Here is a 22,114-nt window from a genome sequence, read left to right on the forward strand (position 1 = left end):
TGCCGACCGGCAGGAAGGACCACCACCTTTGACCTCTCCCCCGCGCCCCGACGACGCGCACCCCTACCTCCGCGCCGCGAGCGCCGGCATCCGCCACCACACACGAAACCTGGCGCCCTCGGACGCAGATCCGCCCAGGCCCGTGAACCGTCTGCACATCGACGTACTGCACGCCCACCTCACCGCCCTGCTCCAGCTCCTGGACCGGCTCGCCGACCACACCCGGCCCCCGCACCCAGCCGCCGGACGCCACCTGGCCACCGCCCACACCAGGCTCTGGCAGGCCACCACCGAAGTCCACGCCGCCTTCCACCTGCTGCCCGGCACAACCGAGGCCACCACCGCGACGAGCGCCTGTCATCCGGAACGGCTCCCCGAGGGCCCGCCCGTGCTGACGATCTGCCAACGCCACCTCGCTGCCGGACACGTCGTCCGCCGCAAGACCACCCCCACCGACCTCCGCCCGCACGCCACGGCCTGCGTGCGATGAGCACCACCCGCAGAATCGAGGGCCCCCGATGAGCCACCGGCCCGCCCGTCGCGCCCGCCGCGCGTCCGCCAGCCCGCTGTTCACCCCCCACGGCACCGACCGCGCCAGCCGCAAGGCCGCCCGCCGCCAGCTCGCCGAGGCCGCCGCCAAAGCCCGCGCCGAAGCCAGCGCCCACCCGAGCGAAAGCACCCGCCCCGAGCAGCAGATGCCCGCCCCGCTCTACCCACCGAGCGGACGCCCCGGGCCCACCTCCGCCCGCGGGAACCGGCTGAAACTCCCCGCCCACCGCATGACCACCGCCGTCGCGGCCGGCGCATACCCCTTCCTCGCCGAAGGCGGACTCGGCGCCGAGGGCATCTACATAGGCCGCGACGTCCACGCCGAAGCCTCCTTCGTCTTCGACCCGTTCGCTCTGTACGGCAAGGTCGAGGGCTTCACCAACCCGAACCTGCTCCTCGCTGGCGTGATTGGCCAGGGCAAGAGCGCGCTGGCCAAATCCTTCGCGCTGCGATCGGTCGCCTTCGGATACCGCGTCTACGTCCCGTGCGACCCAAAAGGAGAGTGGACTCCGGTGGCCGAAGCCCTCGGCGGCCGGTCCGTCGCTCTCGGGCCCGGACTGCCCGGACGCCTGAACCCCCTGGACGCAGCCCCTCGCCCACAGAGCGTGTCTGAGGCCGACTGGGTCGGCGAGATCCGCAAGCGGCGCCTGCTCCTCCTCGGCTCCCTGGCCCAGACCGTCCTGGGCCGGGACCTGATGCCCATGGAACACACCGCCCTGGACGTCGCCCTCGACGCCGTCGTCACCCGCGCCGCCGACACACACCGCACCCCGCTCCTTGGTGACATCGCCGCCACCCTCAACAACCCGAACGGCCTCGACGAGGCCGCCGGGATGATGTCGGGCCAACTCGGCGACGCAGCCCGCGACCTGGCCCACGCCATGCGGCGCCTGGTCCACGGCGACCTGGCCGGCATGTTCGACGCCCCCTCCACCGTCGCCTTCGACCCGAGCGCGCCGATGCTCACCATCGACCTCTCCCGCCTCGGCGGCTCCGGAGACGACACCGCCCTCGTCCTCGCGATGACCTGCGCGAGCGCCTGGATGGAGTCCGCCCTCTCCGACCCCAGCGGCGGCCGGCGCTGGATCGTGTACGACGAGGCATGGCGCCTTATGCGGCACGTCGGCCTCCTCCAGCGCATGCAAGCCCAATGGAAACTCTCCCGCGGCCTCGGCATCGCCAACCTCATGGTCATCCACCGGCTGTCCGACCTGCTCACCGCCGGTGACGCCGGATCACAGGGCCGCGCCCTGGCCGAGGGCCTCCTCGCCGACTGCTCCACCCGCATCATCTACCGCCAGGAGACCGACCAGCTCCACGCCGCAGCCTCCCTGCTCGGCCTGACCTCGGTTGAGATGGACGCCATCGCCCACCTCAACCGAGGACGCGGCCTGTGGAAGGTCGCCGGCCGATCCTTCATCGTGCAGCACCTCCTGCACAGCCACGAACTGGCGCTCTTCGACACCGACGCCCGTATGCACTGAGGAGCAAAAGGCCCGTGAAGCCCTATTTCCAACGCGACCTGATACCGCGCGACGACGCGCTCCACCTTATCGGCGCACTCAACGCCATGAAGGACAAACTGCACGACGCCGCCCAGCGGTGGGAGCTGCTCGACGAGAACGGGCACGTTCCGGCCGCGCCGTCCTACACCGCGCTGCTCCAGCACGCCACCGACGCGCAGGACCTCTCCCACGATGTCCTCCGGCTGGCCGCTGACTTCGTCCACAGCCCCCACCACACCACCCGGACCGGCCAGACCGTCCTGAAGCAACTCGCCTCGGCGGCGACAATCTCCAGCCACGCAGCCCCACACTTCACCGAGACCGCGGAGAACGCCCTGGCCCTGCCCCGGACCGCCAACCCCACCGACCGGCACTACCTCACGAATCGCATGGTCATCGACCACGCCTCAGCACGCGCTTTTCTCCGGCGTGCCTCGGAGTCCCTCCGCGACGCAGCCAAGGAACTCGACGACCACCTCGGCGTCCAGCGCTTCCTTGCGCCACTGACCCGCCGGGAGGGGCCGCCGGAGCCTCCGCCGTCCCGGCCTGGCGGTCTCCACCGCTGACCGCGCCAGAGCCGTGAACTGCTCGTGCAACAGATCGCCACCCCGGCGCAGTCCGCCCGCAACGACCTGCAGCCCGCATCATCCCGAAGGACTCCTGCATCATCCCCCGCGACCCAGACTTCGAGCTCTACGACAACGTCGGCCGCGACGCCGACCAGATCCATGCCGCCCGGTACAACCTCGCCACCCGCGGCGACCTGAAGCGGTGGGCACGACGCGACGCACAGCCCTTCCGCGCCGCGCACCCCCTACCCGACCAGCCCTGGCCAGCGCCCGACCTCACCCCGTACCTGGACGCCCTCGCCGCAGCCCAGACCCCGGCAGAGATCGACGCGGTCACCGACCACGTCCTGGACGCCGCCGAACCCGCACTGCGCGCCCTGAGCGACTACCTCGTCGCCGCCGCCCGGTGGAAGCAGGAGAACCGCGACGCGGCCAAGGGATCGCCTTCGCACCTGCTGATGACAGCGGCCAGCCGGGCACTGTCCGCCCTCGCTCTCGCCGACGAAGCCGGTCTGAACAGGCTGCGCGCCGCCTATGACCCGGCCCCCGCCCCCACCGCGCCGGCCAACGCCTCGCGTGGAGCTACCGCGAGCCTGCCGCCCGCTCCCCCCTCCACCGGCCCCGCGCCTCGCCGCTAGCTCTTCTCCATCGGCCGTGCCCGTGCGCTCCCTGACCCAGTGCACTCCGGATCACCCCGACGCCACAGCCGTCGCCGCTCTGCCCGCCGGCAGGAAGGATCACACCCTTTGACCTCTCCCCCACGCCCCGACGACCCGCACGCCTACCTACGGGCCGTAAGCGGCGGCAGCCGCAGGAGGAGCCATGGCCGCTGACGAAACGAGAATCCCGGAACCCGGCCAGGTACCGCTCGCGCCGCTGCCCGACCACCGCAACGTGCACACGCCGTGGTGGCAGGAGCTGTGGCGTCGCCACGCACACGTCATCACGCCGCTTCGGGCACGCGGACTGCAGTGCGACATCGAATTCGGCCTCAGCACCTACAACGTGCGCGTCTCGCTCCCCGACGACAGCTACCTGGTCATCAGTCCGCCGCACGACCCGCCCTCCGAGCGGCCGCCCGGAGACCCAGAGGGCTGGATCGCCACTCGCGAGCACCCCGACGACCAGACGCTGTTCGAGGTCATCTACGACTCGGCGCCCTCCAACGATCCCGGTGCTCCCCAGCGGCCCGAAGCCCGCCACGGCGGCAGCGCCCAACCTCTGATCGAGGCGATCGACCACCGCCTCGCCCAGCTCGGGCTGCTACCGCACCCCGTCTTGCCCCACGAAAACTCACACGTGCCCCCAGCCCGGGCCCTCCCGCCGGCATCGCCGAAAGCCGCCCCACCGGCCAGGCGCACTCCCTGATTCCTTCCCCCTGCGAACCCTTGGAGCCTCCATCCGCACCGCCCGCCGTACCCTGCCGCTGATCATCGGCGCCGCCTGCCTCACCCTGGCCCTCGGCTGCTCCGGCGAAGACGGCCCCACCCAGGCCCGGCAGACCCCCACCGCCAGCACCACCCCCAAGCCCGCGCCCGCTCTCAGCACCGCCCAGGCCCGCGACGTCATCACCCGCTATTCCAAGATCAACAACGAGGCCAACGCCGACCGCGACCGGCGCCTCCTCGACACCGTCGAGGACGGACCCCTGTACGCGATGTCCGTCTCGGACTACACCGAGACCGAAGGACTCCCCGCCAAGGACCGCGAGCCGTACGAGGCGTGGTCCTACGACCTCGCCAGCGCCAAGCTGTACATCCCCCGCCTGGCCGACGGACAGGAACGCTGGTTCGCTGCCGCCCTCTCCAGCGAGAAGGGCAAGGCCCCCTCTCGCCTGGCCGTGTTCGCCGAACAGCCCCAGCACAAGCGCTGGGAGATGGTGTCCGTCGTCGACCTCGACAGCCAGAAGCTGCCCGACGTCCCCTGGACCGCGAGGGATACGCGACGGCCGTCGCCGCCAACGACAACAAGCAGCTGGCCGCCGACGCCGACCTGCTGCGTACTGCCGTGCTGGACAACTTCACCACCGGAGGCACGAACACCGGAAGCAAGGTGTTCGCGCCGACCAAGGCCAGCAAGCGGCAGGTCAAGGTCCACAGCGATGCCGCAACACGCTTCGGCGACCAGGGCACCAGCGTCTTCGACGGAGCCGACAACCGCTTCACGGACGCCTACGCCCTCAAGACGGCAGACGGCGGCGCGCTGGTCCTCTCTCCCACACGCACACCCAGACCGACGCCGTCGCGCACCCCGGCCTGCAGATCAACCCCGGCAAGGGCGACCGGGCCTGGCTGCACGATGTGCCCCGCATGTCCATCCAGTACACGTTCGTGTGCAACGACGCCGCCACCGTCCCCGCGAAGGCCGAACCCTCCCGCCTGATCGGCTACACCTGCCCCCGCACCGACGCCTCCGGCCCCCCGGTCCCCTCCTGGTCACACCGCGCGTAGCCGCACCCGCCCGCCACTTCGACGGCCGCCGAGGACATCCCCCGCCCCCTGCTCGCTCCGGAGAACGCCCTGTCCACGCACTCCTTCATCGCCCGCCCCACCGCCGGCACGGGGTACAGCGGCATCCACGTCCAGCTCGACGGCGTGCCCAGCCACCACCTCCCGCTCCTCCTGGCCGCCTACCAGTACAAGTTCGGACGCGACGTCGAGGCCATGGCCCAGCACCTCATCGACGACATCGCCGTCGGCTGGGACGAACTCGGCACCGACCTCCTCGACGGCGCCCCGCCCACGCTCGTGGCCGCGTTGACCGGCGGCGAACACTGGCCCAGCCGGACCCTCGATCACCTGATCACTCCGGACGGCTCGCCCCCGGTGCGCATGACGGTCACCGACACCACCCCCGGCGGCCTGGGCATGCCGTGGGGCTACGTCCTGCATCCGCAGGGCATCGAAGTGATCAGCATGGCTCACACAGGCACGGGCCCCCTCGTGGCCTGGGACACCGACCCCAGCACCCCCTTCAGCGACCACCCGGCGCACTGGCCCGCCATCACCACACGCCGGACGCCCAACACCTCGCGCACCGCGCGCCCGCCGCGGCCCGCTGCCGGTGCAGCGCCGACCGGGCCCCGCACGGTTGCCCGCCGCTGACCCCCACCGCTCTCATTGCCGGAGACTTCCCTGCCCGCTCCCCTGATTACGGTCGTCATCGCCACCCGCCTGCGCGACGACCGCCTCGACTACCTGACCGCCATGCACGCCAGCCTCACCCGGCAGTCCGTGCCGTGGGAGGCCGTGATCGCGCTCGACGGCACCACACCCGAACGCCTACCGGCCGCGCTCGCGCAGGACTCCCGCATCCGCACACTGACGCTGCCCCGGCCGGTCGGCGCCGCCTGCGCCAGGAACCTGGCCCTCACTCACGTGCGCACCCCCTACGTCAACTGGGCCGATGATGACGACCAGTTCACCGATGACGCCATGTCCGTACGGCTAGACACCCTGGAATCCACCGGGGTCGGCTGGTGCGCGGGCTGGAGCGAGGACCAGCACCCCGATGGCTCGACCCGTCTGTGGCGCTGCCCGACCCCGCCCGGCCGGCACGAGGCCGGCGACGTGTGGACCTATTGGAAGTCGCCGACGGACACGATCCCCATCGGGCCGACCACGATCCTCGCCCGCACCGACCTCGTGCGCGCCGCGCCGATGGGCGGTCTCGTCCAGGGCGAGGACTATTGCGCGGCCCTCGGCGTCACCACGCTCGCACCCGGAATCCTGCTGCCGGTCCCTGTGTACCGGTACCGCAAGCACCCCGGACAGATGACGGCTCAGGACGGATACGACCAGCTGGAAGCGGCGGCCCGGGAGCACGCCTGGGCGTACGGGCGCAGCCTGCGCGCCGTCCTGCAGGGTGGCGAGGACCTGGTCCGTGGCTGAGGCCCAGATCATCCTGTCGCACAGCCGGGAGTCGGGGATCGTCGCCATCGCCTCGGGCGAGCAGTACCCGTCGGCGCACACCGCCCTCGCCGAGAGCGGCTTCCAGCGAGACGACGACGGCGTCTGGCACCTGCCCGCGGACAGCACCCAGACCACTGTGGTCGATCTGGTCACGTGCGCGAAGCGGCACCGCGCCAGCGTGCACACGAGCAGCCGCCGGTTCATCGGCGACGCCGCCCGCGACCTCACGCGCCTGCTGCCCGGCCAGTGGCACGCCTCGGTCGAGGTCAATGCGCACCCGGCCTGGCAGGAAGACCTGCTCCCGTGGATCTGGGACAGCGGCGAACTCAGCCGCGCCGTCCAGAGCGAGCGGATCCCCTACGCCGCGCTCCTCACCGACGCGGAGCAGGGCACCACGCTGCTGTTCATCAAGCGGCCCGGCCGTCAACTCGACTACCTGGTGGGCGCCTTCTCGCCGGAAGGGGTCGAAGGAGGCTACGGCGATCCCCACGCTCCGCCCAGCATCGTCCTGCCACAGTTCCCCGGGCGGGCTGCCCAGGCCCTCACCGACCGGTACCTTCCCTCCTACGAGCAGGCCGTCCATGCCCGCCAAACGGCGTCCATCGCCGGCGTGCTCGGGGACATCCGCTCCGAGCACTACACCTGGCAGGCCATGAACGCCTCCGGCCGCTACAGCGACGCCACCCCGCTGAGCGCCGCCGCCCTCGGCGCCGCGACGGAGCTGTTCCTCGACCACGCCTGGCGCCGTTTCCTGACCGTCGTCGACCACGCCCCGACACTGCTCGACCGGTGCCGGCCCGCGAACAGGCCGTGGCCCGACGACGCCGCAGCCCTCTCCCGTCTGGCCGACGCCGTGATCGATGCCGAAGCCCTGCTCGACGAGATCGTCCACGGTGGTGCCGTGCCGGAGCAGGAGCGCCTAGCACGCGCGTGGCCATCGAGACCTGGCTCACCGACGGCGACGCGTTCTTGCGCCAGGCCCGCCTGAGCGCACCCCACCGCCGCCCGGCCCTCCCCGTCACAGCGCCAGCCCGCCCCCTCGCTGCGGCCCGGTCGGCGTACCGCAGCCACTGACCGTTCCCTCGACAAGTCTGGAGATTCCCGCCCCTTTGCAACCCAGCACCCACTTCTCCTTCGGCGACCACAAGGAACACGGCTTCGTCGCCTCCTTCACTTCCTCGATTCCCCAGCACCTCGCCCACTGGTTCCTGGAGCGCGAGCAGTTCGAGCCCGTTCCCGGTGAACCCGGGCTGTACCGCCTCAGCGATCCCGAGCGCGACGGAGTCCGACGCACCCGCCAGGCCGTCCACGACCTTCGCCGCCACGGTTACACCGTGCAGGCCGACATCCGCCTCAACCCGGCCCTCTCCGCCGGTCCGCCGCGCCCCGTCCGGCCCCCCGGGCTCCAGGAGCGCCGCAGCAGGCTCGTCCAGGCCGCCGCCGGCCGAACGACGCAGCGCTCCACACCGCCCACCACTTCCCCGCCGTCGGCCCGGCCGATCCCGCCGAAGCCCACCTACGCTCCCACCGTCCACCTGACGGCCGCAGCCGGCGGGCGGTCCCGATGACACCCGCGAACAGCCCGGCCCCCGACAGTCCTTTGCCGACAGCGTCCGCACTGGCCGGCAAGGCACGCGACTTCCGGCTGCGGATGGCCGTCATCGACTGCGAGACCGATGCCGCCCTCGACATGACACGCGACCGCCACGGCCGCACCGTCCACGCAGACGCCGCCGCAGCCGCACGAGCCCACCGTGACAAGGCGGCGGTGGAGGCGTACGTCACCCACCTCGCCCCGCACGCTTAGGCTCTCCTCGATGCCGCCCGACTCGCGCTCGACGAGTCGCCGCCCGCCCGGCACCTGGCCGGGTGGCGGGCCGTCCTGGACGGCCTGGCATCGTCCGCCGCCGAGATCCGCCGGGCCCTCGACCGGCCGGCCGCGCCCGGCTCCCCCGGCGAACGTGCTCAGCACGCGGCTCTGTGGCCGCACCTCACCGCCTGGGCGGACCACAGTCCGATCGCCAGCAATCTCGCCGACCAGCGCGAGGGCCAGCACCACCAGGCTCCGCTGACCGACGAGGAACAGCAGCTGTGGACCGACAGGGCCCGGGCCGCACAGACGCGTGGCGCGCTGGAGCTGACCGAGTCGTGGTATGCCGCCGACGGGCAGCCGATCACCCTCGCTTACCTGGTCGAAAACGACGACTCCACAGTGGTCGCACTGCGCGGCGACCCGGGCGTACCGGGCTGGCAGGTGATCGGGCACTTCGCCCACGAATACGAGGCGGGCAAGGCCCTGCCCGCTCCGGTTCCGCCCGGCGTGCTGCGCTCGGACATCTCCCGGTTCAACCGTCCGGCACCGGCCCCGGAGCTGTCCCTGCAGGACCTCATCCGCGACGTCGTCGAAGGCCACAGTGCCGGTGACGCATCGAACGCTCTCCTGGGAGCCGTCCAGCGCGGCTACGCCGCCGGCCCGATGGTCCGCCTGCAGGAACTTCTGGAGACGACCAGCCAGTTCGCCAGCGCCCTGGAGACCGTCCAGGGCCGCCAGATCGCCGCCCGCCTCTCAGCGCTGGGCCGGCAGATCGAGTTCCTCACCCGCGAAGTCGAACAGGCAGCCGAGGACCTCGGTGCGACCGTCGCCGTCCTGCCTCCGCACCGCACCCCCGTGCTGCGCGCCCGCCCGCGCCCGGCCGTGGACACCACGTCGCCCGCGCCGCCGCCCCGCGCCAGCATGACCGCCCGCCACCGATAGGAGATCCGCGTTGCCCGAAGCAGCAGCAGAGCCGTTCATGCCGATCCGGCACACCATCACCGGCGAGATCACCACCACCGGCTACAACGCCGCCGCCCGGCGGATCCTGCTCCAGGACGGCTTCGAAGAAACGCCAGGCTGCGCCTGCCAAGCGACGGAACCCGGTACGGAGCTCACGCACGGGCCTGCTCGCTAGCCAGCCAGCTGCTCATCGCCGGCCATCCGGTGCCCTTGGACCGAGCCCTCGGCCGGCCGGTGAGCGCCGACGGAAGGCCCCGGTCGGCCAGGTCGCCGATGCCGGCACAGCCCGTAATCCCCTCCGAGAGCGGCCGGCCTCTTTAGCGCATCGCCCACCCCGCCCCCACCCACACCTGTTGAAGGGTTCTCGTTTTGACCACACCCGGGCCTACCAGACCAGCGCGCACCAAGGGCGGCGAACTACGGGCCAAGGTGGCCCGACTGCTGACCGACCGGCCGGCGGACAAGCTCACCATCGGGGACATGGCCAGGCAGCTGGGCCACTCCCACGGGGCCGTCCGCAACGCCGCCCTCACCCTGGTGCGACGCGGCGAGGCCGACCAAAGCGGGACCGGACAACCGCAGTTCCGCGCGAACGCGAAAACCGCCGCAGCCGCGCTGAGGGCTGTGATCAGCCCACCGGGCACCCACTCTCCCCGCGCCCAGGTGGCCACGACCCGTACGACCTACACCGCAGCAGCCGCGCCCAGGCAGACCGGCCCGATCCGCCGCGCGGGGGGCCAGCTCTACCACCCCCGGGAGCTGGCCGATCTGCCCGACGTCGAGGCGTTGAATCGCTTGCGCGACGCCGACGTGCCCGTGCTGCTCTACGGCCCTCCGGGCACCGGCAAGACGAGTCTGGTCGAGGCGGCGTTCCCGGACTTGCTCACCGTCGCCGGCGACGGCGACACCACGGTCGGCGACTTGATCGGCGAGTACACACAGGACGACGCGGGAGCCTACGTCTTCCAGTACGGTCCGCTGGTCACCGCGATGACCGAGGGCCGCGCCCTGCTGATTGACGATGCCACCTTGATCTCACCAAAGGTCCTGGCGGCGCTGTATCCCGCGATGGACGGGCGCAGGCAGATCCAGGTCAAGGCCCACAAGGGCGAGACCATCAAGGCCGAGCCGGGCTTCTACGTGGTGGCAGGCCACAATCCCGGCGTCCACGGGGCGGTATTGACGGAGGCGCTCGCGAGCCGGTTCAGCGTGCAGATCCAGATCGGCACGGACTACGACCTCGCCCTGGCCTTGAGGATCGATGCCCGGGTGGTCCGGGTCGCCCGACACCTCGCCCAGCAGGTCGAACTCGGCGAGCTGGGCTGGGCCCCCCAACTGCGGGAACTGCTCAGCTACCAGAAGACCGAGGCCGTCCTCGGCACCAAAGCCGCGCTCGCGAACCTCGTCGGCATCGCTCCTGTGGAGGATCGCGACGCCGTCGCCGACGCCGTCACCAAGGCTGTCGGCATCAAGAAGATCGCACCCCTCACCCTCGGCAAGCAGCTCCCCGCCTCAGCCGCCCGGCAGCCCCCTAGCAGCACCGGCTCCGCACACCGGGGCCGCCCGCGATGAGCGCCCACCACCACATCCAGTCCACGCCGGAAGACGACGCCGACCTCGCGCGCTGGGACGACGACGGCGCCCCGCCCGCGCAACCCCGCTCCTCCCCGGCCGCGTGGCTGCGCGTGGGAGCCGAACTCGGCGACCGGCTGGTCGCCCTCTCCGGCCGCCAGGACCTCCTCGTCACCTGTCGCCCCGGCACGCGCAGCGGCGCACCGGCCGCGTTCTTCCCCACTCTGGGCGAGGTCGAGTTCGACGCCCGCCTGTTCGCACCCCTCCAGCCCCACGAGATCCATCCGCGGATCGTGGGCGACGAGGACCGGTATCCCGCCGCTTGGGGCGTGTTCGTCCACGAGGCCGCGCACGCGGCCCACTCCGTCTGGACACAGCCTGCCGGAGCCAACCCCCGCGTCGTCGAGGCCGCGCTCCTGCTGGAGGAGAGCCGCGTCGAAGGCGCGCACCTGATCACGCGGCCCACGGACCGCACGTACCTGCGCACCAGTGCCCGAACCCTGGTCATGCCCGACATCGCCCACCCCACCCTCCAGGGCATCGAGCAGGCCGCCGCCGTGGCGGCCCTGATCCTCGGCCGCCGTGACGTCGGCATCCTGGATGTCGGCGAGACCCGGGCCGTCGCCGATCTGTGCGAAAAGGCGCTGGGCGCAGACCTGCTGACCACCCTCACCCGCATCTGGGCCGCAGCTCACCAGTGCGCCGACCACGACGCCACGACCATGCTCGCGCGCGGTCAAGAATGGTGCGACGCTCTGGACGCCGCGGCCCCCGCCCTGCCCGTGCCGGAGAGCCTCTCCGATCTGCTGTCCGGCGCGGTGGGGGTCGTCATGGACAGCACGGCAGCCACCGACGCGGCCGACCTCGCGGTACAGGACGCAGCGGCCAACGCCATGGCGTCACGGTCCAAGGCGCAGGCTCAGGACCGCGCCCAGCGAGCCGCTCAGCGACGCAAAGCCGCCGCCACCGCCAAGTCGGTGTTCAACGCCCGTAGCACCACCGTCAACCCCGACGGCACACCGGCGCCCTCCGGCAACCCGGTTACCGGCACCCGCAGGCCCACCGCCGCCGAGCAGAGCGCCGCCGCGCGCCTGAGCCGCGCCCTGCGTGCCGCCGCCTACCGCGAGCGGACCGAGGAGCGGACCACCAGCCCCACCCCGCCCGGCCGCCTCAACATGCGCGCGGCCCTCGCCCGCGACGCTCAGCGCGCGGCCGGGTCGGTCCCCACCACAGAACCGTTCACCCACACCCGCCGCCGGAACTCCCCCACCCCACCACTGCGTGTGGGTATCGCCGTCGACGTCTCCGGCTCCATGCGTGCCGCCTGCGCGCCCGTCGCGTCCGCTGCCTGGATCGTGGCACGCGCAGCAGCCCTGACCGACCCAGACTCCCGTACCGCCACCATCGCCTACGACAGGCACCTGACCGCACTGACCCGTCCCACCCACCGAGCACCAGAGCGCGTGACGACGTTCGATGCCACCGGCGGCCACCACAACCTCGGCGACGCCATCGACGCACTCGACCACGGCCTCGAACTCCGCCGCCCCGGCGCCGGCCGCCTCCTCGTGATCGTCACCGACGCCCGGTACGGCAGCGACGAAACCGCTCAAGCCGTCACCCGCGTCAAGCAGCTCACGACCGCCGGCTGCGCCGTACTACAGCTCACCCTCACCGCGGAATCCCGCCACTTGCCGGGGACCACCTTGCTGCACCTGCCCCAGCCCTCCAGCGCTCCCGTCGCCATCGCCACGGCGGCCACAGACGCCATCCGCAGGACCCGCTGAGACGACGCAGAAGGCGGAAGCGTCCCCGAGACCACCACCAAGCACTCCAGGCCACCTCCGCCCGCCGCATGAATCGTGCAACCCCAACCGTCAACGAAAGGCACTCGATTTGAAGCCCCAGACCAGCAGCCCGACCTCGAACGTAACGCCCATCAAACGGAATTCCCCGGGGGTGAGTACGCACTGGACCGTGGAGCACGCCTGCTCCCACCGGGTAGATCATGACCTGTCCAACCGCCCCGCCGACAAGCGGGCCGGCTTCGCCCGTTGGCTCGCGTCGAAGGACTGCAGCGACTGCTGGAAGGCGGCGCGCGACGCCGACTCCGAGTCCAAGGAAAAGTGGCTCGCGGAGAAGCGCGCCGAGGAGCAGGAGGCAGCCGCCACCTGGGCCAAGCAGTTCGACATGCCGCAGCTGGAGGGCCCGGAGAAGGCCCTGGACTGGGGTGAGCGCTCCCGCCATCAGCTGATGACGGCCGCGCACACCGCCCTGGTTGTCGAGGGCAGTTGGGACGACGCGGACTGGGCAGAGCTGGAGGAGAAGGCCCGCTCTATCACCCGTGCCGGATGGTGGATCGACCAGCGCGACTCCGAAGGCACTGACCTGCTCGAACTCCTCGACGCAGCCACCGAGGCGGACCGCGGGGCGGAGAACCCGTTCCGCTGACGACGGGGCAACATAGCCGGGAAACGCCGGTTAGCCAAACCGGCGTTCCTCCGGACTATTGATGCTCCCACCCCGCCAGCCATCGCGTGGAAGGAACCGCGTGCTCCCTCCGTCCAGGGACCATCAACCCACCCCCGTCACCGCCCTCACCCCCGACCCGCTCACTCCCACCCGAGATATCACCCACACCCACTTTCAGGCCGGAGACACCGTCGTCGTCCTCAAGGGGGTGGCCGGCGGAGAACTGTGGGGTGACTCCATGCGCATCGTCGCCCCCTCCTGGCACACCCCCACCGACGAGGACGGATGGCGACTACGTGATCCCACCGGCGGTGCCCAGTCCTACGTCACCGCTCACCCCCGCTACCTCGTGCACCTCTCGCGCCGCTGCCCGGACTGCCTGATCTACCTGCGGGCCATGGAAGACGCCCTCCTCGCACGGTTCGCCGACCGCGACGAGCTGATCGACTGCGGCTGGTACACCACCACCGCTCTGGGCCAGCTCGTGCACACCGCAGACGCCAGGGGCGGCCGGTGACTTCCCCCACGGACCGCGCCGACCGTGCCGCTGCGCTCCGCAAAGCCAGGGCCCGAGCCACCGCAACTGCGGACGATCCTTCCTGGCCGCTGCGCCTGGCCGAAGACCTCCACGGCATCCGGGCCGACTGGAAAACCTCAGCCGAGGTGTGCGCGGATGCCGCCTGGGCGGCACGGTCAGCCGGCCGCAGCGTCCTGGGCCTGCTGTCCCCGGAGGATGTCCTCGCGACGCACCGTGATCCGATCACCACCCGCACATTGGCGCATCTGTACCTGAGCGCCCTGCGGTTCGACTTCCGCTGTCCCACCCTCCAGCGCCTCGTCGAGCAGCTCGCGCAGACCGCGCGTCAGCCGCTGGACTGCTACACCCGTGCCGTGTACGCCTTCGCGCTGCTTGGCCAGTCCCGCCCCGAGGGCCTGATGGTCATGGACGAGGTCCTCGCCACGGCCGAGGAGCACCCCAAGACCTTGCACGTCCTGCTGCACGGGCTGTGGCTCGGCCAGGACCTGGACGAGGGTGCGGAGCGTCTCCTGGCCCTTAGCTTGCGGCCCGCCCTCGCCACCGGCACCGACCCGATCGTCCTCTTCCGCACGGCGGGTGCCCTGCGCCGGCTGGGCCGGTACGACGAGGGGCTGAGCGCCATCGACAGGGCGATCGACTGTCTGCCGCCGGGAGACATCTCGGTCCACGCCGACCTGGTGCGCGAGCGCTCGCTGCTCTGTGCAGCCCGCGACCTTTATCAGCGCCGGTCACCCGCCCGCGCGTCGAGCGGGGTGCCGTCGTGATCCCTCGCCTGCACCCAAGGGCTCACTCGCCGCACGAGCCGCTGGCCGAGGCGCTCGGGCGGCCCCTTTCCCCGAACGAGGGCCTGACGGAGTACACCGTGGTCGCCCACTGCCCGGGCCTGGACTACTACACCCCGGACGACGAGCAGAGGACCTGGACGTCCGTTGAGTTGGCCGAGCACCTCGAAGGCCCGTACCTGGAGCACCCGTTCGCTGCCAGCCCGGACGACGACCGGCGCGCGATCCTCCATCTCGACGTCCGGCTCCATCCGGACGACCGGGAGCTGACCGGCCCCGAGTGGTCCGAAACTGCCCACCGGTTCGCGCGGGCCGCTGGTATCGAGGTGCCCGGCGCCGCAGAGCACGGGTGGCGGTGGATCGCTGTCCAGGGCCAGCCCGGACGTCTGGATCTGATCGCCAACCTGATTCACCTCGACGGCACTTTGCGCACCCCTCCCGCCGACATCCTGCGACGGCTTGCGGACGAAGCACGCCGTATCGAGCAGGACCTGAACCTGATTCCCGTCCGCACCGGCACCACGCAGTGGTCCGCTGCCCGTACGGTCCCGACCGCATCGGCGCAGCTCGCGGGCGTCCTCGCGCAGCTCGCCGACGAACAGGACGGCCCGCTGGCCACGGTCCGCGGACTGGTCGAGCACACCGCGTACCGGATCGCCCGCCAGCCGGGGGCTGCCGGCACGGACACGGCGCACCGTCTGGAGCTGATCGCCCGCCGCCTTCATGCGATTCAGCAGGACCTGGACGCCACTGCGGCCCATCTGGCCCAGCGTCGGGCCGTCGCTGCACCGGCCGCGGCCCGGCGCACCGCCCACCGATCTTTGTAGGAGAAGCGTCTCTTTGCCCCGCACCACCGGCCGCTTCCTGGATATCCGCCGTGACCCGCACTCCGACGAGGTCCTCGCCCGCGGGGGCGACGCTGAGGCGCACAGCATCCTCCAGCGCGCGGGATTCGTCGCTGTTGTCCGCCTCCACGAGAGCTACCACCGCGCCCCCGCCGGCCTGACCGAGGACGAGGAGTCCCGTCTCGCCATCGATGCCGTAGGCCGCCTTCGGGCTGTCGGGTACCACGTCGACTGCGACGAGCGCTTCGACACCGAAGCCCGCCCCGCCAGCTATCCCACGCTCGGCGCCTCGGTCTCCCACCTCGCAGAACGCCTGCGCGAGGCCACCGACACCGCCGAGGCAGCCGACATACTCACCGAACTCACCGCGCCCCACGACGGCATCCTCGCCGGGTTCGAGGAAACCCTCGGCGCCCTGGCCCAGTTCTTCGACGGCCTCGGCGACGCGAGCGATCCGTAAACCGCCGGGCGCCTGCGCTACCTCGCCGACGCATACGTCCGCGTCATCCGCTCCGACCTCGCGCACACCCGCGGACGGCTGGCCGACCGGCACGCCCCTCACCCCGGCCGCCGCGCCTGCACAGAGCAGGTTCCCGACCATGAGCCCGAACGCTCCGCGGTGTGCGCCTGCCCGCCCCCGCCGCGTGCCCTGCCAGCCCCGGCACCGCCACCCGTCGGTGCCACCCACCTGCGCCGCTAACGCCCCTGCAACTGCCCAAGGACACCATGCACGACCACGACATATCCGAGCGCCTTGCCTCTTACGCCGACGTCCTCGCCGGCGAACTCCCCGACACCTGGACCAGCACCCACCTGACGGGCGACGACAAGGACGACCTCGCCGAACTCACCGACCGCATCTGGGACCTGGACCTGGTCGCCGCCTCCCTGGCCGAACATCCCCTGCAGCAGGCCGCCGTCCTCAGCCGCCCCGACGGCGCCCAGCTCGTGCTGATCGACCGGCACGACGAACGCGACGGCTTCCTCCTCGCCGCCGTCGCCCCGCACGCCCTGCCGGACGAGGCGTACCGCGCCGTCCCCGAGCCCAACGGCATCGCCCTGACCGATGACCCGTTCCTCGGCGCCGAGCAGGTCGCCGGCGATCTCCTCGTCCGCTACGACCGTGCGCTCGCCCAGGTCCGGCACAACGCCCTGGACGGCATCCAGCCCTCCCAGCCGGACCGGGTCGTCCTGACCTGGCAGCCGGACGGCAGCGTCGCCACCGCCCCCGCCGACGACCGGGCCGGCACCATCCTCGCCGCCCACGGCTTCATCCAGGACCCGCACAGCGGCATCTACCGCCTGAGTGGCGACGACACCCAGGCCCAGGCCCGCGCGCTGCGCGAGATCGGCCCGCAGCTTGACGCGCTCGGCATCGGCACCGCCCTCCAGCACCACGCCGGACGCCAGGCGCCCACCTCCGCCCGGGCCTCCATGCCGCCGGCCCCCGCCGGCGCCCGCACACCCACCGCCAGGGCGCGATGAACCAGACGGAGCCCGACTTCTGGGTCCTGGAGTACGTCACCATCACCAAGGACCCTCGCACCGGTCTGGTCGTGGCCATCGGCGGCACCGAGCAGGCAGCAGACATCCTTCAGCGGACCGGCGGCTTCCTCACCTCTCCCGGACCCCGCGGTGACTACCACCGTCTTCCGCACGGCCTGCCCATCGAGCAGCAGCGCCTGAAGGCGACCACCGCCTCGCACGCCCTGCTCGCCGCCGGCCACAGCGTCCACCTCGACCCCGCCCTGAACATGCTGGCCGCCGCCGACGGCGACCGTGACGCAGCCCTGCGCTACCTCACCCAACTCGCCGAGCGGGCCTCGGCCGCCGAGACCAGCAGCGCGGTGGCCGAGGTCCTGACCGAGGTCGCTGCGCCCGTGCACGGGCTGCTGCCCCTGACCAGAGAAGTGATCGTCCGCGCCTGGATCGCCGCCAGTGATCTCCACGGCGCCGCGCCCGGCGAGGAACCCGAGCCCGTCGCACGACTCGGTAACACCGCCAACTCCCTGAGCGAAGCCGCCCGCGTCATCCTGCACGCCCGCAACCACGCCGCCCGCCCGGCGCAGCGGCCCGCGGCCGCACCGGCCCCGACACCGGCAGCGGGCCGTGCACAGTCCCAGGTTTCCCGCCGCCGCTGACCCCGGAGAAGAAACGTATGGCCAATCTGGCCGACGAGTACGGCACAGACGTAGAGATCTACATCAAGGCCCTGACGACCACCATCCACGCCGACACCCCCACCGGCGCCCCCGCCGGCCTCCACGACCTGCTGGAACAGCTCGGCCTCGAACGCCACGAATACCCCACAGGCGAGCCGCTCTACGTCTGGCACACCGTGCCCGATCACCTCGGTGCCGAGGAGCAGAAACGCCTGGCGAACCGCGCCATCCCCGCCCTGCTCCTGGCCGGATACACGGTCAACTGCGACCCCGAGGTCTTCGACGAGGCCCTCTACCAGCAGGCCGTGCACCGTCTCCGGGCGCGCGCGGCCCGCCCTGCCCCGCAGCAACCGGCGCCCGCCAGTCCCTCCTCGTACTCCGCACCGGCCCGCCGCACCCCGTAAGCCCGGGCGGCCCCGGCACCACGCCGGGGCCGCCCACCGCCCCGCCGCCCGATTCCACGGAGAAACCCGTAGCAGAACGCACACCCGCACCGATCAGCCATCGGCTCAAACCCCGGCTCGCAACCGCCCTGTTCCGCCGCTATCTACGCGCCTGCATCACGGCCGGCCCCGACCGCGCCTCCCCACTGGCCGGCGTCCGCCCGGAAGCCGTCCCCACCGAGGCGCAACGCGTCGGGCAGCGCCACCACCACTGACCGTCCACGCACCCGGAGGAGCATGTCCCACCCCGCCCCCTACCCGGTGAGACTGGCCGACGAGATCACCCGCCAGCTCGGCCAGCTCTCCGACCACCTCTCTCAGCTTCCCCCGCCCCAGGCAGCGCAGGTCATCGCCGGCGTCCTCGACCCGGACAACGGAGTCCTCGGCGGCGTCACTCACCTCGTCATCACCGGCAGCCACTTCGCCAAGATCGAGGCGGAACGAGGCGCCCTGCCAGCGGAGGTATGGCTCGCCTTGGGCCGTGCCGCCAACGAACTGCACGACATCAGCCTGGACCTGGACGAGCACCAGGACCTCCTCCAGCACCTCGGCACCCGACCGGCCACCAGCGCGGCGAAGCCTCCGGCTCCTGCCCGCTCGTCGTACGGCGGCGCCGGTGAAGAAGAAGCAGTGGCAGGGCTGGGGGCCGGGCGAGCAGGCCGAGCAGCACCACCTCGTCCAGCCCCGTGCCCTGGCCGGCGGCGGTGACGTCCGGCACGTCTCGGAGTTCCTGCGCGCCTCGGGCTGGCGGGACAAGTCCAAGAAGGACGGCCCGCTGCTCATGGAGAGCCCGGACCGCACCGTCCGCGTCGCCTACGACCCCTACATCCTCCCAAGTGGATGGACCATCCACGGCCGGGCAAGTGGGCAGAACGCCGAGTGGTCTGCGCACCTGGGCCGGCAGACGCCGGTGGAGATCGTCGCCGGTCTAACCGACGCCCTCACCCGCCCCCGCTCCGCACACGCCCCCAACGTCTGGGAACCGTTGCAGGAGCAGAGCTGGCACACGCGGTTCGAGGGCCAGGACTATATGGCGACCAGCCCCGACGGCACCGCGTGGATGCAGTACCACCAGCGCGCCTCCGGCTCGGCGATGTGGTGGACCGGAGCGCAGGACAAGCAGGGCAACGGCTGGACGGCCAACTTCACGCCGAACACGCCGATGCACCTGATCCAAGCCTTCTCAGCCGAACTTGCCGGCCCCGACCCCGTGATGCGCCCACGCGGACGTGTCCCGCACAGCACACAGATCCGGACTTGGTCGGTCTCCGTCAAGCCCTCCCAGCTCAGCGCGTGGCAACAGGCCCGGATCACAGCTGCCCGCGCCGCCACCTGGGCCCGCAGCAGCGCCCGAAGCGCCCGGCCACACACCACCGCCCGCCCCTATACCCCGTCCGGCGGTGCCCGGACCCGCCGCTGACCACCCTCCCCCTCTCAAGGAGTCCGATGCCCGCCCCCACCCCTGAATCCCTGCGCACCCTGACCGAAACGCTGTCGGACGTCACCGAGTACCTGCGCGAGAATCCCGACTCCGCCGAAGCCCTCGCCCTGGTCGAGCCGCTCCTCGACGAGTACACGGGCCTGCCCGTCCAGCTCGCCGACACCCTGCGTGCCCTCGCCCGCACCGTCCAGGAACACCAGGCCATCCCGCGCACCGCGCACGTCAACGTCCTGATCGCCGAGCTGCGCTCCGCCGCCTGGGAGCAGACCGATCAGCACACCCTCCACTACGTCCTGGACGAGCTGCGCGCGCTGCACGACGACGCCGAGAGCGAGCAGGGGTGCAGCCGGTGCCGGTGAGCGAACGGCAGCTCTCGGAGTTCGCCGACAAACACGCCTGGCAGATCCCCTTCGACACCAGCCCTCGCCACCTCGCCGGCCCCGGTGACGCCCGGCACGTCACACACGGTCTCGCCGCCGCCGGTTGGACTCGCACCTCCGATCCGTTGAGCCCGCGCATGGTCATGACCAGCCCCAACCACCGCTACAGCCTGCGCTTCGCCCCGGAGTCCGGGTACATGTCCGCGTGGTGGCACCTGACATGCGAACCCTTCGGTGCCGAGCCCTACTGGTACGCCGCCGTCGGCGAACTCGTCCCCGCCGAGGTAATCGCTGCCGTAACCGACGCCCTGGTCATCCCGCCACCGGCCGCACAGCCGGACCCATGGCAAACACTCGACGCAGCGGGCTGGGCTCGCGACGACAGCGGCGCAGCCCGCTCCACCGACGGCATGTGCACCATCGAACACCGCCCGGTCAGCGAACTCCACGACACGCCGGAATGGCACATCGAAACCCACGAGACCAACTTTCACGAGCTTGGCGGCCGACGCATCTGGCACGCGCACTTCCACCAGAACGTCCCCGCCCACTTGGTCAACGCCTTCGTCACCGCGCTGACCGACACCGCTCCACTCCAACGCGGCATGCACGAACCGACCGCCCATTACAGGGCCGTTCAGGAGCCAAGCCCACTCTCCCCTCAGCAGGTGGTCGACGCCCACACCGACCGACTCAAGGCCATCACGGCACGCGTCCGCGCAGCCCGCCGACGTCAGACGAAGCCCGCACCGGCCCCGGTGCACACCCGAACTGCCCAGCCGGCCGCCCGCCGCTGAACCGACAGGAATTTCCCATCTCCCCCTCTCACCGCCGCACCTCACTGCGGCGCCTCAACCGCTACCTGCGCCACAGTGAACGGATCCTGGCGTCCTGGGACGCCTTCACCGCGTTCAACACGGACCTGGACGGCTGGCCCTTCGACCAGGACGCCTACGGCCGCCGGGCCGCCGTCCGTGACGCAGACACCGCCGCAGCGTTCGCCGGCATCCGTCCTGGCGCTCGCCAATTGCTGGCCACCGCCCGGCTCCAGCTCCAGCACCTGCCCGCACACCTCACGCGGGACAGCTGGCCCGGGCAGCTGACCATCCTGGAGGAGGCACTGAGCCATCTCGACGCCTTGGACGCGCAGTGGCGCCAGACTCGGGCCCAGCTCCCCGAGGGCGCCGGTCCGGGCAGCGACGCGTACGTCGACGCGCTGGATGAGCACCACGCATAGTGCTGGAGCTATCTGGACGACTGGGCCTGCCACGGTCGCGTCATCCTCGACATCCAGGCCGCCGCACGCCGAGCACCGTCCCGGCCGAAGCGCCCGCAGCTCCCCGCCCTGACGTCCCGGCGCAGCGGACACGGCGCGAGGGGGCGGTGACCATGCCCGAGGTCCCCGTCAACGTCGACATCGACTACGTCGCCCCGCGCCATCTGGCTGGCGGCGGTGACCCCGCCTGGGTCACCGTCCCTCTCCACCGTGCCTGCGGCTGGAGCTACGGTCACGACCCCCTGATGCCCCGCGTGCTGCTTTCCAGCCCCGATCAGAAGGCCCTCCTGCGGCTGGAGCCTGACCCCGACGGACGGTGGTGGACTCTGCATCACGCCCCCGCGCCGGACCGGCCCGCCTGGTTCGCCAGCTTCGATGCCCGCACCCCCATAGAAATGATCGCGACGTTCACCGATGCGCTGACCGATCCCACTGCCGATCCAGCAGACAACTGGGATCCGCAGGAGCCGCTTCTCAAAGCAGGCTGGATTCCGGCCTACAACCACCACCGGCTCGCCTCACCCGACGGCACCGTCCGCGTCGAGGCCGACGAGACAACCCGGGCCTGGTGGGTCGACACCGCCCTTCGCGACTTCCGGACTCTGCTGTGGCAAGCCCACTTCAGCGAGCACACCCCACCCCACCTGATCACCGCGTTCACCACCGCACTCACCGACCCCCGACCGGTGCCGCGCACCGCCAGCCCCTCCAGCCTCCCAACTCGCAACCCGGACCTCATCACCCGCTCGCACCGGGAAGTACCCGCCCAGCAGGTTGCCGGCGCCCTGGAAGAACGCATCCGCTCCCTCGCCGCAAGCCGATCCGGCCCGCCGACGACGAGCACGCATCCTCCGCAACGGCCGCAGACCGAGCGCCACCGCCAGCGCTGATCC

The 22,114-nt window shown here is 71.7% G+C and carries 23 protein-coding genes and 5 pseudogenes; all 28 read left to right on the forward strand.

Features of this window, described 5'->3' with window-relative positions; translation table 11 throughout:
- Positions 1–28: 28 nt before the first annotated feature.
- The 28 genes and pseudogenes from ACZ7LV_RS31965 (at position 29) to ACZ7LV_RS32100 (ending at position 22,111) form a co-directional block, all read left to right on the forward strand.
- On the forward strand, positions 29–490 hold the full coding sequence (locus ACZ7LV_RS31965) for a DUF6238 family protein (protein ID WP_471944501.1): 462 nt from the start codon (positions 29–31) through the stop codon (positions 488–490).
- Between the two features lie 28 nt (positions 491–518).
- Positions 519–2,033, forward strand: a complete 1,515-nt coding sequence (locus tag ACZ7LV_RS31970; RefSeq protein ID WP_471944503.1) for a VirB4 family type IV secretion system protein — start codon at positions 519–521, stop codon at positions 2,031–2,033.
- 14 nt (positions 2,034–2,047) lie between these two features.
- Positions 2,048–2,620, forward strand: a complete 573-nt coding sequence (locus ACZ7LV_RS31975; RefSeq protein ID WP_471944505.1) for a hypothetical protein — start codon at positions 2,048–2,050, stop codon at positions 2,618–2,620.
- An 825-nt stretch (positions 2,621–3,445) separates the two neighbouring features.
- Positions 3,446–3,991: a hypothetical protein gene (locus ACZ7LV_RS31980; protein ID WP_471944507.1), complete on the forward strand. Its 546-nt coding sequence runs from the start codon at positions 3,446–3,448 to the stop codon at positions 3,989–3,991.
- A gap of 217 nt (positions 3,992–4,208) precedes the next feature.
- Positions 4,209–4,484: pseudogene (locus tag ACZ7LV_RS31985) on the forward strand (DUF8094 domain-containing protein); the annotation flags it as partial.
- A 113-nt stretch (positions 4,485–4,597) separates the two neighbouring features.
- A pseudogene (locus tag ACZ7LV_RS31990) lies at positions 4,598–5,073 on the forward strand (DUF8094 domain-containing protein).
- A gap of 144 nt (positions 5,074–5,217) precedes the next feature.
- Positions 5,218–5,727, forward strand: coding sequence for a hypothetical protein (locus ACZ7LV_RS31995; protein WP_471944509.1), 510 nt, complete (start codon positions 5,218–5,220; stop codon positions 5,725–5,727).
- A 42-nt stretch (positions 5,728–5,769) separates the two neighbouring features.
- Positions 5,770–6,513, forward strand: a complete 744-nt coding sequence (locus ACZ7LV_RS32000; protein WP_471944635.1) for a glycosyltransferase — start codon at positions 5,770–5,772, stop codon at positions 6,511–6,513.
- Complete coding sequence (locus tag ACZ7LV_RS32005) at positions 6,506–7,522, forward strand: hypothetical protein (RefSeq protein WP_471944511.1); 1,017 nt, start codon at positions 6,506–6,508, stop codon at positions 7,520–7,522. Before ACZ7LV_RS32000 ends, ACZ7LV_RS32005 begins: the two co-directional genes overlap by 8 nt.
- A gap of 121 nt (positions 7,523–7,643) precedes the next feature.
- A complete protein-coding gene (locus ACZ7LV_RS32010) occupies positions 7,644–8,102 on the forward strand; it encodes a hypothetical protein (protein WP_471944513.1) in 459 nt (152 codons plus the stop codon).
- Positions 8,099–9,289: pseudogene (locus ACZ7LV_RS32015) on the forward strand (hypothetical protein). Before ACZ7LV_RS32010 ends, ACZ7LV_RS32015 begins: the two are co-directional and overlap by 4 nt.
- Before the next feature lie 37 nt (positions 9,290–9,326).
- A pseudogene (locus ACZ7LV_RS32020) lies at positions 9,327–9,548 on the forward strand (hypothetical protein).
- A 191-nt stretch (positions 9,549–9,739) separates the two neighbouring features.
- Positions 9,740–10,882, forward strand: coding sequence for an AAA family ATPase (locus ACZ7LV_RS32025; RefSeq protein WP_471944637.1), 1,143 nt, complete (start codon positions 9,740–9,742; stop codon positions 10,880–10,882).
- Positions 10,879–12,669 carry a vWA domain-containing protein gene (locus ACZ7LV_RS32030; protein WP_471944515.1) on the forward strand — a complete coding sequence of 597 codons (1,791 nt, stop codon included), beginning with the start codon at positions 10,879–10,881 and terminating at the stop codon, positions 12,667–12,669. Before ACZ7LV_RS32025 ends, ACZ7LV_RS32030 begins: the two co-directional genes overlap by 4 nt.
- A 172-nt stretch (positions 12,670–12,841) precedes the next feature.
- Positions 12,842–13,333 carry a hypothetical protein gene (locus ACZ7LV_RS32035; RefSeq protein ID WP_471944517.1) on the forward strand — a complete coding sequence of 164 codons (492 nt, stop codon included), beginning with the start codon at positions 12,842–12,844 and terminating at the stop codon, positions 13,331–13,333.
- 100 nt (positions 13,334–13,433) lie between these two features.
- Positions 13,434–13,871 (forward strand): hypothetical protein, encoded by a 438-nt coding sequence (locus ACZ7LV_RS32040; protein WP_471944519.1) that lies wholly within the window; start codon positions 13,434–13,436, stop codon positions 13,869–13,871.
- Positions 13,868–14,656, forward strand: coding sequence for a hypothetical protein (locus ACZ7LV_RS32045; RefSeq protein ID WP_471944521.1), 789 nt, complete (start codon positions 13,868–13,870; stop codon positions 14,654–14,656). Before ACZ7LV_RS32040 ends, ACZ7LV_RS32045 begins: the two co-directional genes overlap by 4 nt.
- Complete coding sequence (locus ACZ7LV_RS32050) at positions 14,653–15,501, forward strand: relaxase/mobilization nuclease (RefSeq protein WP_471944523.1); 849 nt, start codon at positions 14,653–14,655, stop codon at positions 15,499–15,501. Before ACZ7LV_RS32045 ends, ACZ7LV_RS32050 begins: the two co-directional genes overlap by 4 nt.
- Before the next feature lie 13 nt (positions 15,502–15,514).
- Entirely contained in the window at positions 15,515–15,979 is a 465-nt protein-coding gene (locus tag ACZ7LV_RS32055; protein WP_471944524.1) for a hypothetical protein, read from the forward strand.
- A gap of 266 nt (positions 15,980–16,245) precedes the next feature.
- Positions 16,246–17,004, forward strand: coding sequence for a hypothetical protein (locus ACZ7LV_RS32060; protein ID WP_471944526.1), 759 nt, complete (start codon positions 16,246–16,248; stop codon positions 17,002–17,004).
- Entirely contained in the window at positions 17,001–17,660 is a 660-nt protein-coding gene (locus ACZ7LV_RS32065) for a hypothetical protein (RefSeq protein WP_471944528.1), read from the forward strand. Before ACZ7LV_RS32060 ends, ACZ7LV_RS32065 begins: the two co-directional genes overlap by 4 nt.
- Positions 17,661–17,677: 17 nt before the next feature.
- The gene (locus tag ACZ7LV_RS32070) at positions 17,678–18,085 is read left to right on the forward strand and encodes a hypothetical protein (RefSeq protein ID WP_471944530.1); all 408 of its coding nucleotides are present in this window, start codon (positions 17,678–17,680) and stop codon (positions 18,083–18,085) included.
- A gap of 276 nt (positions 18,086–18,361) precedes the next feature.
- Positions 18,362–18,744: pseudogene (locus tag ACZ7LV_RS32075) on the forward strand (hypothetical protein).
- Positions 18,741–19,544, forward strand: coding sequence for an SPDY domain-containing protein (locus ACZ7LV_RS32080; protein ID WP_471944532.1), 804 nt, complete (start codon positions 18,741–18,743; stop codon positions 19,542–19,544). Before ACZ7LV_RS32075 ends, ACZ7LV_RS32080 begins: the two are co-directional and overlap by 4 nt.
- Positions 19,545–19,570: 26 nt before the next feature.
- Positions 19,571–19,924 (forward strand): hypothetical protein, encoded by a 354-nt coding sequence (locus tag ACZ7LV_RS32085; RefSeq protein ID WP_471944533.1) that lies wholly within the window; start codon positions 19,571–19,573, stop codon positions 19,922–19,924.
- Positions 19,925–20,082: 158 nt separating this feature from the next.
- Positions 20,083–20,742 carry an SPDY domain-containing protein gene (locus ACZ7LV_RS32090; RefSeq protein WP_471944535.1) on the forward strand — a complete coding sequence of 220 codons (660 nt, stop codon included), beginning with the start codon at positions 20,083–20,085 and terminating at the stop codon, positions 20,740–20,742.
- 230 nt (positions 20,743–20,972) lie between these two features.
- A complete protein-coding gene (locus ACZ7LV_RS32095) occupies positions 20,973–21,182 on the forward strand; it encodes a hypothetical protein (protein WP_471944537.1) in 210 nt (69 codons plus the stop codon).
- 152 nt (positions 21,183–21,334) lie between these two features.
- Entirely contained in the window at positions 21,335–22,111 is a 777-nt protein-coding gene (locus tag ACZ7LV_RS32100) for an SPDY domain-containing protein (protein WP_471944539.1), read from the forward strand.
- Positions 22,112–22,114 lie beyond the last annotated feature (3 nt).

It is taken from the genome of Streptomyces sp. NPDC107562 (assembly GCF_055657325.1).